Annotated in this window: 22 protein-coding genes; 12 read left to right on the plus strand and 10 right to left on the minus strand. The window is 69.4% G+C overall.

All coding sequences use genetic code 11. The features are described 5' to 3' along the window. Positions 1-416: 416 nt before the first annotated feature. From SD37_RS21275 to SD37_RS21285, 3 genes are all read left to right on the plus strand, one after another. Complete coding sequence (locus SD37_RS21275; RefSeq protein WP_044851891.1) at positions 417-1577, plus strand: Cmx/CmrA family chloramphenicol efflux MFS transporter; 1161 nt, start codon at positions 417-419, stop codon at positions 1575-1577. After that, positions 1568-2179, plus strand: a complete 612-nt coding sequence (locus SD37_RS21280; protein WP_044851890.1) for a formylglycine-generating enzyme family protein — start codon at positions 1568-1570, stop codon at positions 2177-2179. Before SD37_RS21275 ends, SD37_RS21280 begins: the two co-directional genes overlap by 10 nt. An 81-nt stretch (positions 2180-2260) precedes the next feature. Next, entirely contained in the window at positions 2261-2527 is a 267-nt protein-coding gene (locus tag SD37_RS21285) for an amphi-Trp domain-containing protein (protein ID WP_044851889.1), read from the plus strand. Between the two features lie 334 nt (positions 2528-2861). On the opposite strand, the gene SD37_RS21290 is transcribed toward SD37_RS21285, so the two are convergent. Next, positions 2862-3638 carry a helix-turn-helix domain-containing protein gene (locus tag SD37_RS21290; protein WP_065912913.1) on the minus strand — a complete coding sequence of 259 codons (777 nt, stop codon included), beginning with the start codon at positions 3636-3638 and terminating at the stop codon, positions 2862-2864. A 195-nt stretch (positions 3639-3833) separates the two neighbouring features. On the opposite strand from SD37_RS21290, the gene SD37_RS21295 reads away from it, so the two are divergent. Further along, entirely contained in the window at positions 3834-4052 is a 219-nt protein-coding gene (locus SD37_RS21295) for a DUF397 domain-containing protein (protein WP_201788841.1), read from the plus strand. On the opposite strand, the gene SD37_RS21300 is transcribed toward SD37_RS21295, so the two are convergent. Next, a complete protein-coding gene (locus SD37_RS21300; RefSeq protein ID WP_044851917.1) occupies positions 4025-4867 on the minus strand; it encodes a helix-turn-helix domain-containing protein in 843 nt (280 codons plus the stop codon). The genes SD37_RS21295 and SD37_RS21300 overlap by 28 nt on opposite strands. Before the next feature lie 105 nt (positions 4868-4972). Here SD37_RS21300 and SD37_RS21305 point away from each other — a divergent pair, with 105 nt between their 5' ends. After that, positions 4973-5725 carry a hypothetical protein gene (locus SD37_RS21305; protein WP_044851886.1) on the plus strand — a complete coding sequence of 251 codons (753 nt, stop codon included), beginning with the start codon at positions 4973-4975 and terminating at the stop codon, positions 5723-5725. Then, entirely contained in the window at positions 5719-6555 is an 837-nt protein-coding gene (locus SD37_RS21310) for an RDD family protein (protein ID WP_236725069.1), read from the plus strand. The genes SD37_RS21305 and SD37_RS21310 overlap by 7 nt, the downstream gene beginning before the upstream one ends. Positions 6556-6569: 14 nt before the next feature. Here the strand turns inward: SD37_RS21310 and SD37_RS21315 are convergent, their stop codons facing one another. After that, on the minus strand, positions 6570-7295 hold the full coding sequence (locus SD37_RS21315) for an SDR family oxidoreductase (protein ID WP_065912914.1): 726 nt from the start codon (positions 7293-7295) through the stop codon (positions 6570-6572). Between the two features lie 90 nt (positions 7296-7385). On the opposite strand from SD37_RS21315, the gene SD37_RS21320 reads away from it, so the two are divergent. Beyond that, positions 7386-8060: a TetR/AcrR family transcriptional regulator gene (locus tag SD37_RS21320; RefSeq protein ID WP_044851884.1), complete on the plus strand. Its 675-nt coding sequence runs from the start codon at positions 7386-7388 to the stop codon at positions 8058-8060. 1 nt (position 8061) lies between these two features. Here the strand turns inward: SD37_RS21320 and SD37_RS21325 are convergent, their stop codons facing one another. After that, entirely contained in the window at positions 8062-8919 is an 858-nt protein-coding gene (locus SD37_RS21325) for a fructosamine kinase family protein (protein ID WP_044851883.1), read from the minus strand. Positions 8920-9015: 96 nt separating this feature from the next. On the opposite strand from SD37_RS21325, the gene SD37_RS21330 reads away from it, so the two are divergent. Then, a complete protein-coding gene (locus tag SD37_RS21330) occupies positions 9016-9705 on the plus strand; it encodes a hypothetical protein (RefSeq protein ID WP_236725070.1) in 690 nt (229 codons plus the stop codon). Here SD37_RS21330 and SD37_RS21335 read toward each other — a convergent pair. Then, positions 9676-10515 (minus strand): helix-turn-helix domain-containing protein, encoded by an 840-nt coding sequence (locus tag SD37_RS21335; RefSeq protein ID WP_044851882.1) that lies wholly within the window; start codon positions 10513-10515, stop codon positions 9676-9678. The genes SD37_RS21330 and SD37_RS21335 overlap by 30 nt on opposite strands. A gap of 57 nt (positions 10516-10572) precedes the next feature. Between SD37_RS21335 and SD37_RS21340 the strand changes: the two genes are divergently transcribed. After that, positions 10573-11445: an alpha/beta fold hydrolase gene (locus SD37_RS21340; protein ID WP_044851881.1), complete on the plus strand. Its 873-nt coding sequence runs from the start codon at positions 10573-10575 to the stop codon at positions 11443-11445. A gap of 21 nt (positions 11446-11466) precedes the next feature. Here SD37_RS21340 and SD37_RS21345 read toward each other — a convergent pair whose 3' ends face one another. Continuing rightward, complete coding sequence (locus SD37_RS21345; protein ID WP_044851880.1) at positions 11467-11856, minus strand: hypothetical protein; 390 nt, start codon at positions 11854-11856, stop codon at positions 11467-11469. Positions 11857-12028: 172 nt separating this feature from the next. On the opposite strand from SD37_RS21345, the gene SD37_RS21350 reads away from it, so the two are divergent. Further along, positions 12029-12784 (plus strand): thioesterase II family protein, encoded by a 756-nt coding sequence (locus tag SD37_RS21350; protein ID WP_044851879.1) that lies wholly within the window; start codon positions 12029-12031, stop codon positions 12782-12784. A 100-nt stretch (positions 12785-12884) separates the two neighbouring features. Beyond that, positions 12885-13907, plus strand: a complete 1023-nt coding sequence (locus tag SD37_RS21355) for an alpha/beta fold hydrolase (RefSeq protein WP_044851878.1) — start codon at positions 12885-12887, stop codon at positions 13905-13907. A 27-nt stretch (positions 13908-13934) separates the two neighbouring features. Here SD37_RS21355 and SD37_RS21360 read toward each other — a convergent pair whose 3' ends face one another. Both SD37_RS21360 and xylA read right to left on the minus strand, forming a co-directional pair. Then, positions 13935-14177: a RidA family protein gene (locus tag SD37_RS21360; RefSeq protein WP_236725071.1), complete on the minus strand. Its 243-nt coding sequence runs from the start codon at positions 14175-14177 to the stop codon at positions 13935-13937. A gap of 90 nt (positions 14178-14267) precedes the next feature. Then, the gene (xylA, locus tag SD37_RS21365; protein WP_044851876.1) at positions 14268-15437 is read right to left on the minus strand and encodes a xylose isomerase; all 1170 of its coding nucleotides are present in this window, start codon (positions 15435-15437) and stop codon (positions 14268-14270) included. 97 nt (positions 15438-15534) lie between these two features. Between xylA and SD37_RS21370 the strand changes: the two genes are divergently transcribed. After that, positions 15535-16716 (plus strand): ROK family transcriptional regulator, encoded by a 1182-nt coding sequence (locus SD37_RS21370; RefSeq protein WP_044851875.1) that lies wholly within the window; start codon positions 15535-15537, stop codon positions 16714-16716. On the opposite strand, the gene SD37_RS21375 is transcribed toward SD37_RS21370, so the two are convergent. Further along, positions 16673-17128 (minus strand): hypothetical protein, encoded by a 456-nt coding sequence (locus tag SD37_RS21375; RefSeq protein ID WP_236725072.1) that lies wholly within the window; start codon positions 17126-17128, stop codon positions 16673-16675. The genes SD37_RS21370 and SD37_RS21375 overlap by 44 nt on opposite strands. A gap of 133 nt (positions 17129-17261) precedes the next feature. Then, a complete protein-coding gene (locus SD37_RS21380; RefSeq protein ID WP_044851873.1) occupies positions 17262-17687 on the minus strand; it encodes a hypothetical protein in 426 nt (141 codons plus the stop codon).

Here is a 17687-nt window from a genome sequence, read left to right on the forward strand (position 1 = left end):
AGGTCGAGGTTAACCGAATTCCAGAACGGTTCCCAGTACCGAAACAATCACGAAAACCGCAGGTCAGAGTGCATTACTCGGCTTCATTCCCGGGGGCAACGAAAGCGTTCCGGTACGCGGAACGGACATCGTTTTTCCCCTCTCATCGGCAATACCGTTGGGCCATTCGCACGCGCGCCGCGACCGGATCCGGGTTGAGGGCCGCCGACGGCGGTGTGTACTGTGCCTTCTCGTGACGAGCCCCGAGTCGGACAGACCCCCGCCGCCGGTCATCCGGCGGCGAGTCGTCGTGTCCGGCCGTTAGGCATCGGCCTTCTCGCTTCCCGGTGACCGGAGCGCTGTTCCGTGCGTCCGGCCGGGTTTCTTCCTGTCCGCGCACGGCTTCTCCTGCTCACCTTCTTTCCGGGAGTGGTCCGTTGCCCCTGTTCGTCTATGTCCTCGGCCTTGCCGTCTTCGCGCAAGGCACCTCCGAATTCATGGCCTCCGGTCTCGTACCGGGGATCGCCGGTGACCTGTCGGTCCCGGTGGGCGCGGCCGCCGCGCTGACGTCGGCCTACGCCGTCGGGATGATCGCCGGCGCGCCCGCCATGGCCGTGCTCAGCGCACGCTGGCCCCGCCGCCGGGCGCTGGCCGGGTTCTTGACCGCCTTCGTCGTGGTGCACGTCGTCGGCGCGCTCACGACGAGTTTCCCGGTGCTGTTCGGCACGCGGATCGTCGCGGCGATCGTCAACGCCGGATTCCTCGCCGTCGCCATGCCCGTCGCGGCCGCGTTGGCGCCGGAAGGAAAGCAAGCGCGGGCGACCGCGGTCCTGCTGGCGGGTGTGACGCTGTCCTGTGTCGCCGGAGTACCGGCCGGATCCGTGCTGGGCGACCTCGCGGGCTGGCGGTCGGCGTTCTGGGCCGTGGCCGTGTTGTGCCTGCCCGCGCTGCTGCTGGTGTTCCGCTCGGCGCCCGCCGACGCGGCGGACCGGCACGAGATCTCGATCCGGCGTGAGACCCGGGAACTGAAAGCACCTCCGGTGCGGCAGGCGATGATCCTCGCGGCCTTGGTCAACGGCGCGACCTTCGCGACGTTCGCCTTCCTCGCGGTCATCGCGACCGACGTCGCCCACCTGCCCGCCGGGGCGGTTTCCGGTTTGCTGGCGGCGTTCGGCGTCGGCGCGTTCGCCGGCGTCACCGTCGCGGGCCGCAAAGGCGACGGCGGGCTCGGCCGTGGTCTGGTCCTGGCGCTGTGGTCGTTGCCCGCCGGCTGGGCGGTGCTGGCCGCGACCAGCGCGCATCCCATCGCCCTGTTCGTGTTGACGACCGTCCAAGGTGGACTGTCGTTCGGGTGCGGTTCGGCGCTCATCGCCAGGGTCATGCGGGTCGCGCCCGGCGCGCCGACCCTTGGTGGCTCGTTCGCCACGGTCGCGCTCAACGTCGGCGCGTTCCTGGGTCCGGTGCTCGCCGGTTTCGTCACGGAAGCGACCGGCGACCATCGCCACGCCATCTGGATCAGCGCGGCGATCGCCGTGGTCCCGCTGGCGCTGCTTCGGCGCCACCGGCGCTGGGTAGCATCGGCCGGACCATGGAAATGATCACCATCCCGGCGGGCGAAGTGACCCTTTCGGACCGCCGGACACAGCGAAGCTGGACAGTCGCCGTCGCGTCCTTCCGGCTCGCGCCGGTTCCGGTCACCCAGGAGGTGTACGGGTCCGGTCCCAGCAGGCTCCCCGCCGTCGACGTCTCATGGCCGGACGCCATCCGCTTCTGCAACACCCTGTCCGAACGCGAAGGCTTGACCCCGGCGTATGACCTGGATTCCTTGTCGTGGGACACCTCCGCGGACGGCTACCGGCTGCCGTCGGAGGCCGAATGGGAGTACGCCTGCCGCGCGGGCACGACCGGGCCCCGCCACGGCCCCCTCGACGAAATCGCCTGGTACCGGGAGAACTCGGCGGAGTCACGGCACGACGTCGGCGGGAAGACGCCCAACGCGTGGGGCCTGTACGACATGCTGGGCAACGTCTGGGAATGGTGCTGGGACGTCTACGACGCCGAGGTCTACGGCGAATACCGGGTTCTGCGGGGCGGTGGCTGGTTCGACGAACAGTGGAGCTGCCGGGCCTCGGTGCGGCGCCGCAGCCACCCGACCTTCCGCGTCGACGACGTCGGTTTCCGCCTCGCCCGGACACTGTGACCCGGCAGACACCGCATCACGTTCACACGATTGAATGACGCCACGGACACCCGGCCGGGTGTCGGACACTGGAGGCACACCGTGACCGGAACCGCTCCCCGAGACGTCGAACGCGTCTATTCCACCGCCGATGTCGTCGCGAAACTGCGCCGTCTCGCCGACGCGCTGGAGTCCGAGACCTCGTTCCGCATCCAGATCGCCGGGGAACGGTTCCGCGTCCCCGCCCGCGCGCAGTTCTCGATCGAACACGAGCGGGGCGACGGCGAGGAAGAGGTCGAGTTCCAGCTGAAGTGGAAGATCGAGGAAGCCGACGACGACGCCGAGGACTCGGACGAAACCGTCGTCTGACCTTCGGGACGCCTTCCGCCCTCCAGAGCCCAGCCCCGAAATCCGGCCGAACGCGCTGGAACCCCCAGACTGGGGCGGTGCGATGAAGGGGTCGTGAGTGGTAAGTGTCGTTAGAACGACACTTACCACTCACGACCACCCCCAAGCATCGGCAGTCACAACCGCTGCGAGTGAAGGTCCCCTTCCCTCGGCTGAGCCGAGGGAAGGGGACCTTCACGCGGCACAACCGAAGAACCCCGACCCTCCCCTTGCCAAGCGACTGGCAGCGAGCCGGTTCGGCCTCGTGAGTGGTAATGACGGTTAGAACCGTCATTACCACTCACGAGACGGGCGGTTAGTCGGTCGCCTTGGCGACGAGTTCCATCCAGAAGTCGGGCGCGTACTTGGCGATCTTCGAGAACTCCATCTTGCCCGCGGGGCAGGCTCGTTTGGACGCGTCGACGACGCCGTTGCTCCAGTGCACGATCGCCCACACGCACCGGCCGTCCTTCATATGGTCGGTCACCCAGATCTCCAGGTAGTCCGCGCATTCGCGGTACCAGATCGACCCGGCGGTGTCGTCGCGGTGGTCGCGCACGTCGGTAGTGCGCTGCGGACAGGGAGCGAGCGCGTCGGCGGGATTCGGCCGCCCCACGTTGACCTGCAGATCGGGTTCGTAGGTGAGGAGCGTCCACGGCCACACGCCCGCGACGCCGGTCGCGATCAGCCCCCCGGCGACCGCGCCCGCCAGCACGAGCAGGACCCGGTGACCGAACGTCGCACGGCGCGAGACGGCGGCCGGCTGCTGGACGGGATCGCCGAAAGCGACTTCCACGACGGCGCCCGGCGGCTGGGCGGTCGTCCTGGCGAGGACGCCCTGCAGTTCCTTCACCCTTTCTTCGGTTTGCCCGAGGCCGAGAAGAATGGCACGCAGCTCGCCTTGAGTCGGGGGGTCACGCCTGCCGTTCTCGATTTCCGAAATTCGTTCACGCCTGATCCGGAGCCCGTGTTTCGCCGCGCGGCCCGCGACGTTGTCCTGGGTGAGGCCCCGTTCGTCCCGGAGCCGTTTGATCAGTGCGCCGATCTCTTCGACACCGGCGATGTCACCGGAATCGCCGCTCCGGGTTTCCATAGCGCTCCCCTGTCCCTCAGCGCTGTGCGACCGTGCAGACGTAGGTTAGCGACACCCGGGGAGACCGTCGCTCCCGGCCGCGTTTCCGCAGTTCGGCGCCGTGTGCGCTGTCGCGACAAACTCACCCGACGTCGCGACGGCGCCACATCCCACGCTCTTTCCTCATCCGGCATGACAAATGAGGAAGGAACTCCTGTGACACACGATCTCACCGGCGCGGCGTGGTTCAAGAGCAGTCGCTGTGGAGGCGGCCCGACCTGTGTGGAGGTCGCCTTCCTGGAAACCGGGGTCGGCGTCCGCGACGCCAAGGATCCCGGCCCCGCATTCGTCGTCGCCCCCGGGAACTGGTCGGCTTTCGTCCGCCATTGTTCGGAGACCCCGGACGGTCAGGAATGCGACCCGGCCACCTCGTGAATCAATTCCACCGATTCCGCGGGCGTCAGCGCCAGCGACTGGACCCGCTCGAACGCCGACACGTACTGCGCCACCCGGTCGGGTTCCTGGGTCAGCCGTCCCTCGGTCAGGTCGTCGGTGTAGACGACTTTCGGATCTTCGGGGCGCGGGAAGCCGAGGATGATGAACCCGCCCGCCTGTGCCGGGTGCATCCCGGCGGACGACGGCAGGATCCGCACGGTGACGTGCGGATCCTCCGCCGCCACGGCCAGGTGCCGCAGCTGCGCGGTCATCAGGCCGGGCTCGGCCACCGGACGGCGAAGGACGGACTCGTCGACGACGACCGACAACCGCGGCGGGTTCTCCCCGCGGAGGCGTTTTTGGCGATCCATCCGCAGACCGACCCTGCGTTCGGCGATCTCGGGTGTGGAACCGGCGGCGACGGACAACGCGTGCGCGTACTCGCGGGTCTGCAGCAGGCCGGGTATCCACTGTGGCTGGTACTCGCCGATTTCGGCGGCCTCGTCCTCGTAGCCGAGGTAGAGGTTGTAGCCGTCGTAGATGACGCCTTCGAACTCCGGCCGCTTGCCGCGCTGCCGCGACACCGTGAGCAGAGCCGCGCGGCGGGCGCCGGTCACCTCGTAGAAGTCGAGCAGTTCGCGCAGGTCGAGTGGGCGGACCGCGACCTGGCCGGTCTCGATCCGGCTGACCTTCGCCGCCGAGCACTCCAGGCGCGCGGCGGCCTCGTCGAGGGTCCTGCCCGCCTGCTCACGCAGATGCCGGAGTTCACCCCCGAACCGGCGACGGTCTTCCACCGTGTCGGACGTTCCTGCCACCGGCACTCCTATCGAAGCAAAAACTACACACTGCAACTCTTGCACTACGTGACGCGAGTCACTACCGTGCTTGCGTACTGCAATTCTTGCACGAGGGGGCAGGTCATGGCCGAATGGCTGGACAAAACGATCGAGGAAGGCGTACCGGAGGTGGTCGAGAACCGCCTGGGCAGACGCCTCCTCTACGCCGTCTTCTGGGCGACCACGGCGATCCTCGCCTTCTGGTTCCTCAGCACTGGAGTCGTCTACGGAGCCTTCGTCATCGGCGCTCCGTTACTGCTGCTCCTGACGACCCGGCTCCGCGGCCTCGCGACGGTGCCCCGCGCGATGCTGGTGATCTCCGGGCTCGCGGCCCTGGTGCCCACGTTCTTCCTGGGCAAGTACAAAGCCGCCGAGGACGGCCACACCGGGTTGATCCTCGTCGGCTTCCTCGTCTTCCTGGTCTGGGGAGCCGCCTACCCGGCGGTGCTCGACAAGCTCGACGAGCGCTTCCACCTTTCCCAGTTCCCCGAGGAACTCCGGCCACGGAAGCTCGAGTCCGCGCAGCGGCACGAACTCGCGATGCTCCGCGTTCTCCTGGTCAAACTCACCATGGCGACCCTCGCGATGCTCGTCGCCGACGCCTCGATCGTCGCGGCGCTCTGTGTGGCCGCCCTCCTTCTCCGCACTCACTGGTCCGCGGTGCTCGCCGGTCTGGCGTGCCTGCTCGAGACGGTCGTCGAAATCAACGGGCTCAGCCTGGTCGTCACCTTCGATCCCGTGGCGATCGGGGCCGGTCTCCTCGCGGCGGCACTGTGGTGGGACGCGTTCAAGAACCCGCTGTGGGACAGGCGAGCCGGGCTGGAGGGAGGATGGTGATCCAGCAGCCCGGGAACCTGATGCCGCCTCCGCACCCTCGGCCGTCGTCGACGTCGGCCCGCCGCTGGGGTGCGCGCTGGATCGACTGGCTGGTGCCGTGGCTGGTCACCTCGCCGCTGTGGTTCCTGACCGCCGAGTGGATCCAGTCCGAAGCGGGCGAGCACGGCTTCACCTTGGCGGGCAAGGGAATCTTCAAGGCCGCGTTCGGCGAATGGGGCGCGCTCGGCGACGCCGCCGGCGACGAGGTGGCCGACCTTTGGGGCGAGGTCGTCCTGCTGATCGCCGCGACGCTGATGGTGCAGGTCCTGCTGATCATGGCCTACGAAGTGCTCCTCCTGCGTTCCTGGGGCCGCACGCTGGGCAAAGCCGCCTTCACGCTGACGGTGCGCCGTGCCGACGGTGGACGGTTGAACTTCGGCCAGATCTGCGCCCGCACGGCGATCACCGTGCTCGTTCCCGGCCTCGGCTGGGTGCTCCTCATCGCGGCGCTGCTGTGGCTGAGCGTGCTGCTCGGGCTCGCCGGGATCGCGCTGCTGGTGTTCTCGGCCGTGGAATGCGGGCTCCTGCGGATGTCGCCGGACGGAAAGACCAGCTGGCACGACCGGAGGATCGGCTCGGTCGTGGTCTCCAAGACCTGGACGGAGCAGCTACGACAGGCGCGCGAATTCCAGCAGCGAGCGCTGGACGGCGGCGTGACGTTCGCCCGGCAGGCCTGGGAGGCTCCGCAGGTCCAGCAGTTCACCCAGCAGGCCCAAGCGACCTTCCAGCAGGTTCGCGAGCGGGGGCGGCAGGCGATACGGCGCGACGACGAGCAGAACCCGGGCGGGTGATCGCCGACGAAAACTCAGGCGAGGCCGCCGTTCGCACGGAGGACCTGACCGTTGACCCAGCGGGCCGGGCCCGCGAGGAACGACACGACCTCGGCGATGTCGGACGGCGTGCCGAGCCGTTCGAGCGGCGGCTGCGCGGCCATGCGCGTGATGGTCTCCTCGTCCTTGCCGTCGAGGAACAGCGCCGTGGCGGTCGGGCCGGGGGCGACCGCGTTCACGGTGATGTCGCGGCCGCGCAGTTCGCGGGCGAGGATCAGCGTGATCCCCTCGACCGCTCCCTTGCTGGCGGCGTAGGCGGCGTAACCCGGCAAGGCGAGCGCGAGCACCGAAGTGGAGAAGTTGATGATCGCCCCGCCGTCGCGGACGCGGCGGGCGGCCTGCTGGGCGACCACGAAGGGGCCGCGGATGTTGGTGCGGTGCACCCGGTCCAGCCGGTCGAGGTCCATCTCGGCCACCGGTGCGAGGTAGGTGATCCCGGCGGCGTGGACCACGACGTCGATTCCGCCGAAGGTCTTCTCCGCGGTGTCGAACACGGCCTCGACGGCGTGCTCGTCGGCGACGTCGGCCTGGGCAGCGATCGCCTGGCCGCCCCCGGCGGTGATGGCCTCGACCGCCGCCAGCGCCTCGTCCTTGTTGCCGCCGTAAACGACGACGACCGCGAAACCGTCGGACGCCAGCCGCTCGGCGGCCGCCCGGCCGATGCCCCGAGACCCGCCGGTGACGATCGCTACGCGTGTCATGCTGTGCTCCCATCGGAATATCGTTGCTAACAGACTCACCGTATCACTGATACCGAACCAATGCTACCGCGTCGGTGTTATCGTTGATTCATGACGCTGACGACGAAAGACCGGCTGATCCGGGCGGCGGCGGAGCTGCTGCTGGAAGGCGGGCGCGACGCGTTGTCGACGCGTGCGGTCAGCGCTGCCGCCGGCGTGCAGGCGCCGACGCTCTACCGGACCTTCGGCGACAAGGACGGTCTTCTCGACGCGGTCGCCACCTACGGCTTCCAGAGCTATCTGGCGGGGAAGCACGCTCTCGGCGAGACCGACGACCCGGTGCGCGACCTCCGGCGCGGCTGGGATCTGCACGTCGAGTTCGGTCTGTCCCAGCCCGCCTTCTACATGCTCATGTACGGCGAGCCCCGCGTCCGTGAAGCGCGCAAGGAGGCGGACGCGATCCTCCGCCGGATCGTCGAACGCATCGCCGAGGCCGGACGGCTCCGCGTACCGGTCGAACAAGCCGCTCAGCTGGTGCACGCGACCGGGATGGGGGTGATCCTCTCGCTCATCGCGAGCCCGCCGGGAGAACGCGATCCGGATCTGATCATCGCCGCACGCGAACACGTCATCGCCGGCATCACCACCGAGAGCGCGGACAGCGCTTCGGACATCCCCAGCCGCGCGATCGCACTCAAAGCCGCACTGGAGAAGGAACCCCGGGACGCGCTGACCCCGGCTGAGCACGCGATGCTCGCCGAATGGCTCGACCGCCTCGCGCGGTGAGCTACCGGCCGACCACCCGCGCGGCCGCGACCGCCTGCCCGGCATAGGACCGTCCGAAAAGGACGGTGTGCACGAGCAGCGGGAACAGCTGATGTGCCCCGACCCGCTCGGCCCAGCCGTCGGCGAGCGGCGCGACCTCCTGATAGGCGGCCAGCACCCGGTCGAGCAGCGGACAGCCGAACAACTGGAGCATGGCCAGATCGGTCTCGCGATGGCCACCGTGCGCGGCGGGGTCGATGAGCGACGCCTCGACCGCGCCCCACAGCACGTTCCCGTTCCACAGATCGCCGTGCAGGCGGGCGGGAGGCTCCACCGGTCCGGCCACCTCCGGCAGTCGCGCGCACGCCCGCTCGATCACCGCGGCTTCGTCACCGTCCAACGTGCCCTCGTCGACCGCGCGCCGGACATACGGCAGGACCCGGTACTCGGCGTACCAGCGTGGCCAGTCCTCCCCCGGCTCGTTCGCCATCGGGGCCAGGCCGATCCACGCGTCGACCGGTCCACCGGGTGGCGGTGCCCCGAACCCGGGGGCGCCTGCCGCGTGCAACGCCGCCAGCCCCCGTCCGAGCCGTTCCGCCGCGTGATGTGTCGGGCGCCCGCCGCCGACCAGTTCGGTCACCAGCCATTCGCGTTCGTGGCCGCGCACTTCGGGCACCCGGACCGCGTCCGCCTCGCCCAGCCACCGCAGTCCCGCCGCCTCCGCCGCCACCGCGTTGCCGTCGTGGCCACGTTTGACGACGACGGTGTCGCCGCTGTCCAGCACCACTTCCGTCACCGCGCCCGCCAGTCCCCGCTGCCCCGCGACGGCTCGTCCGGTGATCCTCGTGGCCGCCTCGGCAGGCGTGGAAACCTGGGTCATGTCCGCAACCTACCTCCGCCGATCGAGTGAACGCTCGTTGTCTAGAGTGATCACGGGGGAAATCCACGTGCTTTCACTTTCGAGGGGAGATCGGTCGTGCCCACACGTCCGAGAGTTCGCCATGCCGTCATCTCCGTGGTGCTCGGCGCCGCGCTGATCGGCTGCACGCCGCCGTCGAACACCGGCCAGGCCAGGAGTGCCGCCGCCACGACCGCCGGGGAGACGTCCTCCAACGCGCCGACGACGACGGAGATGCCGTACCTGACCACCACGCCCACGCTGGAGGTCACCGGCGACGCGGTCAAGCCGGGGACGAAGCTCAAGTTCGGCGAGCAGGCGATCATCCCGTTCTACAGCCGTTACGCGAAGGGCGTCGTCGGGCTCACGGTCACCGTCGAATCGGTCAAGGCGCCCGACGCCGACATCGACGGCCTGCCGCTCAAGGAGGAGGACAAAGCCAAGCTGCGCGGCAAGAACTTCTTCTTCGTCCGCGAGAAGCTGACGAACGTCGACGGCACAAACCTCGCCGAGGTGACCTCGCCGATCCTGACCGCCAGGACCAAGAGCGGCGGTTGGCCGGGTTCCCTGCTGGGGATGGGGAAAGCGGACGTCACCGGATGCGAGGACCAGAATTTCGCGCCCAAGGACTTCTCGGTCAAGGGCGCGGTCTTCGAGTCCTGCCGTCTGCACTTCGGGGTGGCGTCGGACCCCATCACGTCGCTGTCGTACACGTCCCAGCCCTACGAAAGCGCGGACTCACGTGCCGTGATCTGGCGGAACAAATAGCCCGGCCGGTTTACCGACCTCGGTCGGACTGCTTCCGGTCAAGGCCCGGAACTCGCGGACGAGATGCGCCTGATCGCTGTAGCCGCCGCGATACGCGACCTCCGCCCACGACAGGGACGGCGCCCGGCTCACCAGCGCCACCACGCGGTTGAGCCGGGCGATCCGCCCGGCCGTCCTGGGATTCAGCCCGATCTGTTCGCGGAACCGGGCGCTGAGGTGCTGGCGGCTCCAGCCGATCTCGTCGGCGAGCGCGTCGATACGGACCGGTCCGGTCATCAGGCGCTCCCAGGCGTAGCGGACGGGCGCGGCCAATTCCGGACCGCGGGCCATTCTCGACAGCAGGTACTCGTCCAGGAGCCGGAACCGCTCCGGCCAGTCCGCCGCCTCCGCGAGCCGTTCGATCAGCGACCCGGACCGCAGCAGATCGGACGCCGCGATCGCCGCGTTCGTCAGCTCCCGCAACGGGATCCCGAACAACGCGTACGAGCCGAGCGGGCTCAGGGCGACGGCGATGCCTCGCGACGCCCCGGCCTGCTCCGCGAGCAACGGCCGGTCCCGCAGTCCCAGTACGGGGGAATCCGGAATCGCGCCGTCACCCGACGGGCCGCGAGCCGGGGCCTCGAAGTCGATCACCCAGATGAGCACGGACAGCGGGGTGATCCGCCAGGAACTCGGCCCGGTGTCGGGAAGATCGTGCGCGACGTAGCTCGAGACGTGGGCCGCCAGGCGCGGATCGGGCAGCCTGAGCACCCGCTCGCCGGGCGCCTGGGCGACGTCGCGACGCGGCACCACGAGACCCCACCCGCCCATACCGTCATCTTACTTTCGTTCAAGCCTCCGGATGCGGCTCCGCCTAGCGTTCCTCCCATGAAGAAAATCGGGGGATTCAGGAATCCGGCGGCCGAGAAGCGCTATTTCGCCGCCTACGACCGGGCGATCGCCGAATGCCCGGAACCGGATGCCGTGTCCGACATCGCGACGCGCCACGGCACCACGCGGGTCTACCGCTACGGCGATGAGGGCCCGCCGATCGCCTTGTTGCCCGGGCTCATGGCGACGTCGGCGTGCTACGCCGCGTTGATCCCAGGGCTGGCCGAGGGGCATCGGGTCTACGCGATCGACACGCTCGGGGAGGCGGGCCGGAGCGTGCAGACCGCGCCGTTCGAAGGCGTCCGTGACCGCGCGAGGGCTCTCGACGACGTCTTCGAGAAACTGGACCTGGCCGCGGTACACCTCGTCGGCGGTTCGACCGGTGGCTGGCACGCGGTGAACCAGGCCATCGACGCCCCTGGACGGATCGCGTCGCTCGGGCTGCTCGACGCGACCACGGTTTCGGCCCCGTTCACCCGGAACGTGTTCTGGTACGGCGCCCTCGCGGCCGTCCTCGACAACGACCGGCTCTGGCGAGGCTTCCTGACCTGGTCGGCGGGAGAGGACATCTTCGACCAGCCCGCGGCCCGCCTGGTACTCGCCGGGATCAGGTCCTATCGGGCCAGGGTGCCCTTCCAGACCTGTCCGGACGGAACCGCGGTCGCGGCCATCACGGTGCCGGTGCTCGCGCTGTTCGGCGCGCGGAGCGTCGTCCACGATCCGTTCGCGGCGGCGGAACGGCTCAGGGATCTGCTCCCCCTGGCCGACGTCGAAGTCCTGCCTGATGCCGGGCACTACCTTTATCGGCGGCCGGAGGACCGCGACCTCATCGTCGACCGGGTGATCAAGTGGGTCTCGGCCCACCGGTAGTGCTCACCTCGCGATCGGCGCTCAGGCCGCGCGCTGACGCGATCCCCCCGCCGAGCGGCCGCGCACCGCCGCCAGGCTGGCCCGGCAGGCGGCGGTCAACCGGGCCGACGCGGCACTTCCGCCGTGGCCGCACCGGGGGCACGACATCGTCACCGCACCGGACAGCTCGTCGATCGAAACGGTCAGCGCGGTCGCGCAGGTGCGGCACCACCGATGCCGGGTGACCGGGTTGACGTGCAGCGGCGAGGCGACGCACTGGTGGATCCAGCGGCCGTGCACGTGGCAGGTCAGGCGGTCGTCCGGGGACAGGCGGCCGACGTCCTCCGCGTCGTCCTCCATCGCCAGCAGAACCGGCAGGGTGCGGCTCACCGGGGTCAGCCGCGTGGCCGAGGCCTGTGTCGTGGTGTTCATCGCTTTCTCCTTCCGGCTCTTATCAGGACGTCGAACGGCGGACCCCAGATACGACACGGCCGGGCGAGCTTCTGCGAAGACCTCGGCCAGGTCTCCCCCTGCCGGGTGATTCGATCTTGGTCGAAGCCAAACCGTTACCCCATTCGGGTTAACGACGCGTATCTTTCGGATCATGAAGGCCGCACTTACTCCACTGTCCACATCGGACGGTCGCGGCCTCGATTACCTGCTGTTTCCACCCGCCGGCGGCACGGTCCGCACGTTCGGCCCGCTCGCCGGAGCCGTCCGCGCGAACGTCTGGGGCGCCGAGTATCCCGGGCACGGGGACCGGCTCGCGGAGACTCCCGCGGCGTCCGTCGAAGACCTCGCCGCGCCGCTGGCCGAGGAGCTTACGAGGGACTGGTTCTCCCGCGCCGTGGTGATCGGTTTCGGGATGGGCGCCTTCGTCGCGCTCGAAACGGCTCAGCGTCTCGGCGTCGCGCCTGCGTCGTTGATCGTGGTGGACGCGTGCGCCCCGCAGCGCCGCTCCCCGGACAAGAACGCCAAGACGGCGGCTTCGGCCATGGGGCGGGTGTTCGGCCGCACCGGGCTCACCCCGGTCGCCGGCTACCGCGACGCACCCGAAAGCTGGGAGTACGCGCTGGATCTACTGCTCGGCGACCTCCAGCTGCTGAACGCCTACCGCGGGCCCGCGAGGACCCGGCTTTCGTGCCCGATCGCGGCGATCCGCGGCGCCGACGATCTCGCGTTCGCCTCGGGCGACGACGCCACGGGCGGATGGCGGGTGTGGACGTCCGGTCCGTTCGTGGGCCGCGTGGTCCCCGGCGGGCACCTCGGCGTCCTCGAAGCCGGCCGCGAGGCCGAGTTCTGGGCCCGGATCCACCGGCTGGAAGCGGCCTTCCTCGACGTCGAACCCGAAGTCGCCTGACCCGCGTGACGTACACCGGTGACGTCGTCCGACGGTCGCCGCGGCCCGCGCCGGCTCCCTAATTTGATCCCGTACCAGGCGTTTCGCGGGAGGGATCAGGATGCTCAGCAGGAGAAGGTTCGCGCAGGCCGTCATCGCCGCGACGGCGGGGGCCACGGTGGCCGGTTGTTCGGCCCAGCCCGCGGTGGCACCGGCCGCGGCCGCCGGGCCGAACTCGGCAGGCAGGTCGAACTCGTTCGGCCCGCTCAAGCAGATCGACGCCGGTGAGCTGAGCATCGGGTACGCCGAAGCGGGGCCGGCGGACGGCCCGGTGGTCGTCCTCCTGCACGGCTGGCCCTACGACATCCACAGCTACGTCGACGTCACCCCGCGCCTGGTCGCGGCCGGTTACCGGGTGATCGTGCCGTTCCTGCGGGGTTACGGGCCGACACGGTTCCTTGCGAAGGACACCTTCCGCAACGGGCAGCAGTCCGCGATCGCCGCCGACATCATCGCGCTGCTGGACGCCCTCAAGATCCAGAAGGCCGTCTTCGGCGGTTTCGACTGGGGCGCCAGGACGGCCGTGATCATCGCCGCGCTGTGGCCCGAACGCTGCAAGGCGCTCGTCTCGGTGAGCGGCTATCTCGTCACCAACCGGGAGACGAACAAGCAGCCGCTCTCCCCCGCCGCCGAACTCGGTTGGTGGTATCAGTACTACTTCGCCACCGAGCGCGGCATCCTCGGCTACACGAAGAATCGCCACGACTTCAACAAGCTGATCTGGAAGATCGCGTCGCCGAAGTGGACCTTCGACGACGCGACCTACGACCGCTCGGCGGCCTGCTTCGAGAACCCGGACCACGTGGCCATCGTGATCCACAACTATCGCTGGCGGCTCAGCCTCGCCGACGGTGACCCGAAACTCGATCCCCTGGAACAGAAACTCGCGCAGGGACCGGCGGTCGCGGTGCCCACGATCACGATCGGCAGCGACTTCGACGGGCCGAACGCCGACGGCAAGACCTACCGTTCGAAGTTCTCCGGCAAGTACGAACACCGCGTGCTGAACGGGATCGGCCACAATGTGCCGCAGGAGGCCCCGGAGGAATTCGCGAAAGCCGTCATCGACGTCGACCGGTTCTAGCTGTCCCGTGAACCGGGCGTGCGGGGGTCAGCCCGCGGCTACGATCGCGGTCGTCGGGACGGCCCGGCCACCGAGTGCCGCCGTGCGGGCGGCGGCGTTGGCCGTGTCTCGCAGGTAGCTGGTCAGGCGCACGATGTTGTCGACGGTCATGTCGGCCGAGGCGAGGATGGCACGGATGTTCGACCAGATCAGCTCGAGCTGCTCCTCCAGTCCGGTCCCGGGCTTCCCGGCCTCGTCCGGGACGGACGCACCCGACTGCGGACCGATCATCGAGCATGCTCCACCCCAGAACGTTATGAACGGGACTTTCATTGCAAATTTTGCAATGAAAGTCCCGTTCATAACACTTGAGGATGAGGGTCAGCGGGCCCCGGTGAGGTGTTCGAGCGCCAGCTGGGACAGGCGGACGAAGCCATAGCCGCGCTCCGCCACCTTGTCCGCGTCGAAGTCCTCGAACGCCGAACGGTCGGCCAGCAGGTCCGCGGCCGTTTCGCCGTCGTTGAGCGTCGGCGTCGCCAGTTCCGGGACAAGGGCCGTCTCCAGCGCCGCCTGCACCTCTGGGTCGGCCCGGAAGGCACGCGAACGTTCGGCGAAGAGGAGATAGCTGGCCATGTTCGCCTCCGCGCTGGCCCAGACGCCGTCCATGTTCTCCGTGCGCAGCGGCTTGTAGTCGAAGTGGCGGGGCCCGTCGTAACCGCCGTTCTCCAGCAGGTCGACGAGGAAGAACGACGACAGGACGTCACCGTGGCCGAACACGAGGTCCTGGTCGAACCGCGGGCCGCGCTGGCCGTTGAGGTCGATGTGGAACAGCTTGCCCTGCCACAGCGCCTGCCCGATGCCGTGGACGATGTTGAGCCCGGCCATCTGCTCGTGCCCGACCTCCGGGTTCACGCCGACGATCTCGTGGTTCTGCAGCGTGGAGATGAACGCGAGCGCGTGGCCGACGGTCGGCAGCAGGATGTCGCCGCGCGGCTCGTTCGGCTTCGGCTCCAGCGCGAGCCGAAGCCCGTAGCCCTGGTCGATGACGTACTGGGCCAGGAAGTCGATGCCCTCGCGGTAACGGTCCATCGCCGCGCGGACGTCCTTCGCGGCATCGGTCTCGCTGCCTTCGCGGCCGCCCCAGAGCACGAACGTCGACGCGCCGAATTCGGCGGCGAGGTCGAGGTTCCGCAGCACCTTCCGCAGCGCGAACCGGCGGACCTCGCGGTCGTTGCTGGTCAGGCCGCCGTCCTTGAAGACGGGGTGGCGGAACAGGTCCGTGGTCACCATCGGGACGACGAGGCCGGTCTCGGCGAGCGCGGCCTGGAAGCGCTTCAAATGCCGCGCGCGCTCCGCGTCGGACGAGCCGAACGGGACGAGGTCGTCATCGTGGAAGGTGATGCCCCAGGCACCGAGGTCGGAAAGCCGGTGCACCGCGTCGACCGGATCGAGCGGGCCGCGACTGGCCGGGCCGAACATGTCGTTCGCCTGCCAGCCCACGGTCCACAGCCCGAAGCTGAACTTGTCCTCACGCGTCGGTGCCTGAGCCATCAATGCCTCCACGAATTAGTTTGATGCCTGAACTTATCCACGCGCACCCCGGCGGGTCAAGGCTTTCGTTCAGGCATCGAACGAATACAATCGCGCGATGATCGGCACGCGCCCGGCGGGACAGCACACCGTGCGGCAGCACAACGCCGCCCTCGTTCTGGGCGCGATCGCGGACGGCCCGGGCACCTCACGCGCGGGCCTTTCCGCCGCCACCGGACTCACGAAAGCCACCGTGTCGAGCGTGGTCGACCGCCTCATCGGCGCGGATCTCGTGGCCGAAGGCGAACCGGAGCGACGCGTCGGCCCAGGGCGGCGCGGCACCGTCGTCTCCCTGTCCCCCACCGGCCCGCACGGGCTCGGCATCGAGATCGGTGTCGACTACCTGGCGTCCTGCCTGGTCGATCTGACCGGCACCGTCCGGGCCGAGGAGGTCCGGTACGCGGACAACCGGACTCCGCGTGTTTTCCAGCGTGTGTCGGCGTTCCTGCGCAGCGCACGGAAGCAGGCGGAGGCGCTGGGGGTGCCCGTCGCCGGCGTCGGCGTCGCGGTGCCGGGTGTGGTCGAATCCTCCAGCGGGCTCGTCCGACTCGCCCCCAACCTGGGCTGGCGCGACGTCGACCTCGCCGACCGGCTCGGGGAGACCTTCACCGTCGCCAACGAAGCCAACTTCGCCGCACTCGCCGAACTCTGGCACGGCTCGGCGCTGCCCGATTTCGTCCATGTGTCCGGCGAGATCGGGATCGGCGCGGGAATCGTGCTGGACCGTGCCCTGTTCGAGGGCGTGCGCGGCGCGGGCGGCGAGATCGGGCATCTGCCGGTGGCTCCCGACGGTCCGCCGTGTTCCTGCGGCGCCAACGGCTGCCTGGAACGGATGGCCGGACAGGAGGAGATCCTGCGGCTCGCGGGCGCCGAGACGGTGGACGACCTGATCTCCGCTCTCGAAGCGGGAAACGACGCGGCCGCCGTCGCCGTCGCCACCGCGGCGGGCCACCTCGGCGTCGGACTGTCCACTGTGGTCAATCTGATGGACGTCCCGGCGGTGGTGCTAGGCGGAACCTACGCCCGGCTCGAACCTTGGCTTCGTGAGCCACTCCTCGCCGAACTGGAGCGCCGTGTGCCCAGTACGGCGTGGTCGCCGGTGCGGCTCGTCCGCTCGTCGCTCGGCACTAGAGCCGCCGTACGCGGCGCGGCCGGCGCGGTGATCCGCGCCGTCCTCGCGGATCCCGAGCACTATCTCACGACTCACTGGCCATCCGATCAGGACGCTCGGGGCCGGTGACCCCGGGCAGCAGCGGCTCGATCGCCTGCGCCCGCTGCTCGATGTCGGGACGCCGGGCCCGCCGCGCGTAGTCGATGAGGGCTTCGCGGTCCTCCCGCAGGAGCCATCCCTGTTCGCATCCGGTCTCCAGCCGCACAAGATGCTGCACCAGCTCCGCCGACTCGGCGCCGAAGTCCCGCATCCGGCGCGTCAGCAGTTCCGCCGCGGCGAGGTAACCGTTGTTCCAGGCGTGGACCGCCAGCAACTGCGCCGTCGCGGCGAGGATGTCGCCGAGATGGAACCCGCCCTCCGCGGCGAGATGCCCGGCGAGCCGGAAGCTGCGTCTGCCCTCGCCGACCGGCCCCTCCTCGCGAATCGCTTCGAGCAACGCCCCGACCTGCCGCGTCAGATAATCCTGACCCACGCCGTCCACCGTCACCGCACTCCTCCACCCAGTCGCCGCGATCGTAGGGAGGTGTCAATGGAGTGACGGGCAGATACATCGAATGCCGAACCGTTATCACCCGAATGGGGCCGCCGGTCCGGCTTCGGTGACGCCGGGTCGGTCAACAGGGCGCCACCGCACCGGTCTCGCCCACGGGACACCAGCCCGGGTGCTCTCGCAGCCACTTGTCGCGCTCCGTCTCGACGTCTCGCTGTGTCAATCCGCGCGCCCTGTCGACGCAGCCGCCTGTCTGGCACTTGATGTTCGTCCCCGGCTCGTAGCACTGGTTCTCGTCCTTGCGGCAGGCTGCCCGCCGCTGGTCCGCCGTGAGCCGCTTGGTCTTGGTCGTAGTGGGCGGTTTGGTCGTGGGCGGTGCGGCGGTGATCGACGGGACGACGACCGTCGTAGTCAGCTCCGTCGGTGAGACCGTCGTCGGAGCGACGCTCGTCGTGACCGTCACGACCGGGCGCGTCGGCGGATCCGGTGACGCATAGGCGGTCCCGCAGAAGAACACGGCAGCCGACAACAGGAGCAGCACGCGCGTCAC

This window comes from Amycolatopsis orientalis, assembly GCF_000943515.2.
In the GTDB taxonomy this organism is placed as follows: domain Bacteria; phylum Actinomycetota; class Actinomycetes; order Mycobacteriales; family Pseudonocardiaceae; genus Amycolatopsis; species Amycolatopsis orientalis.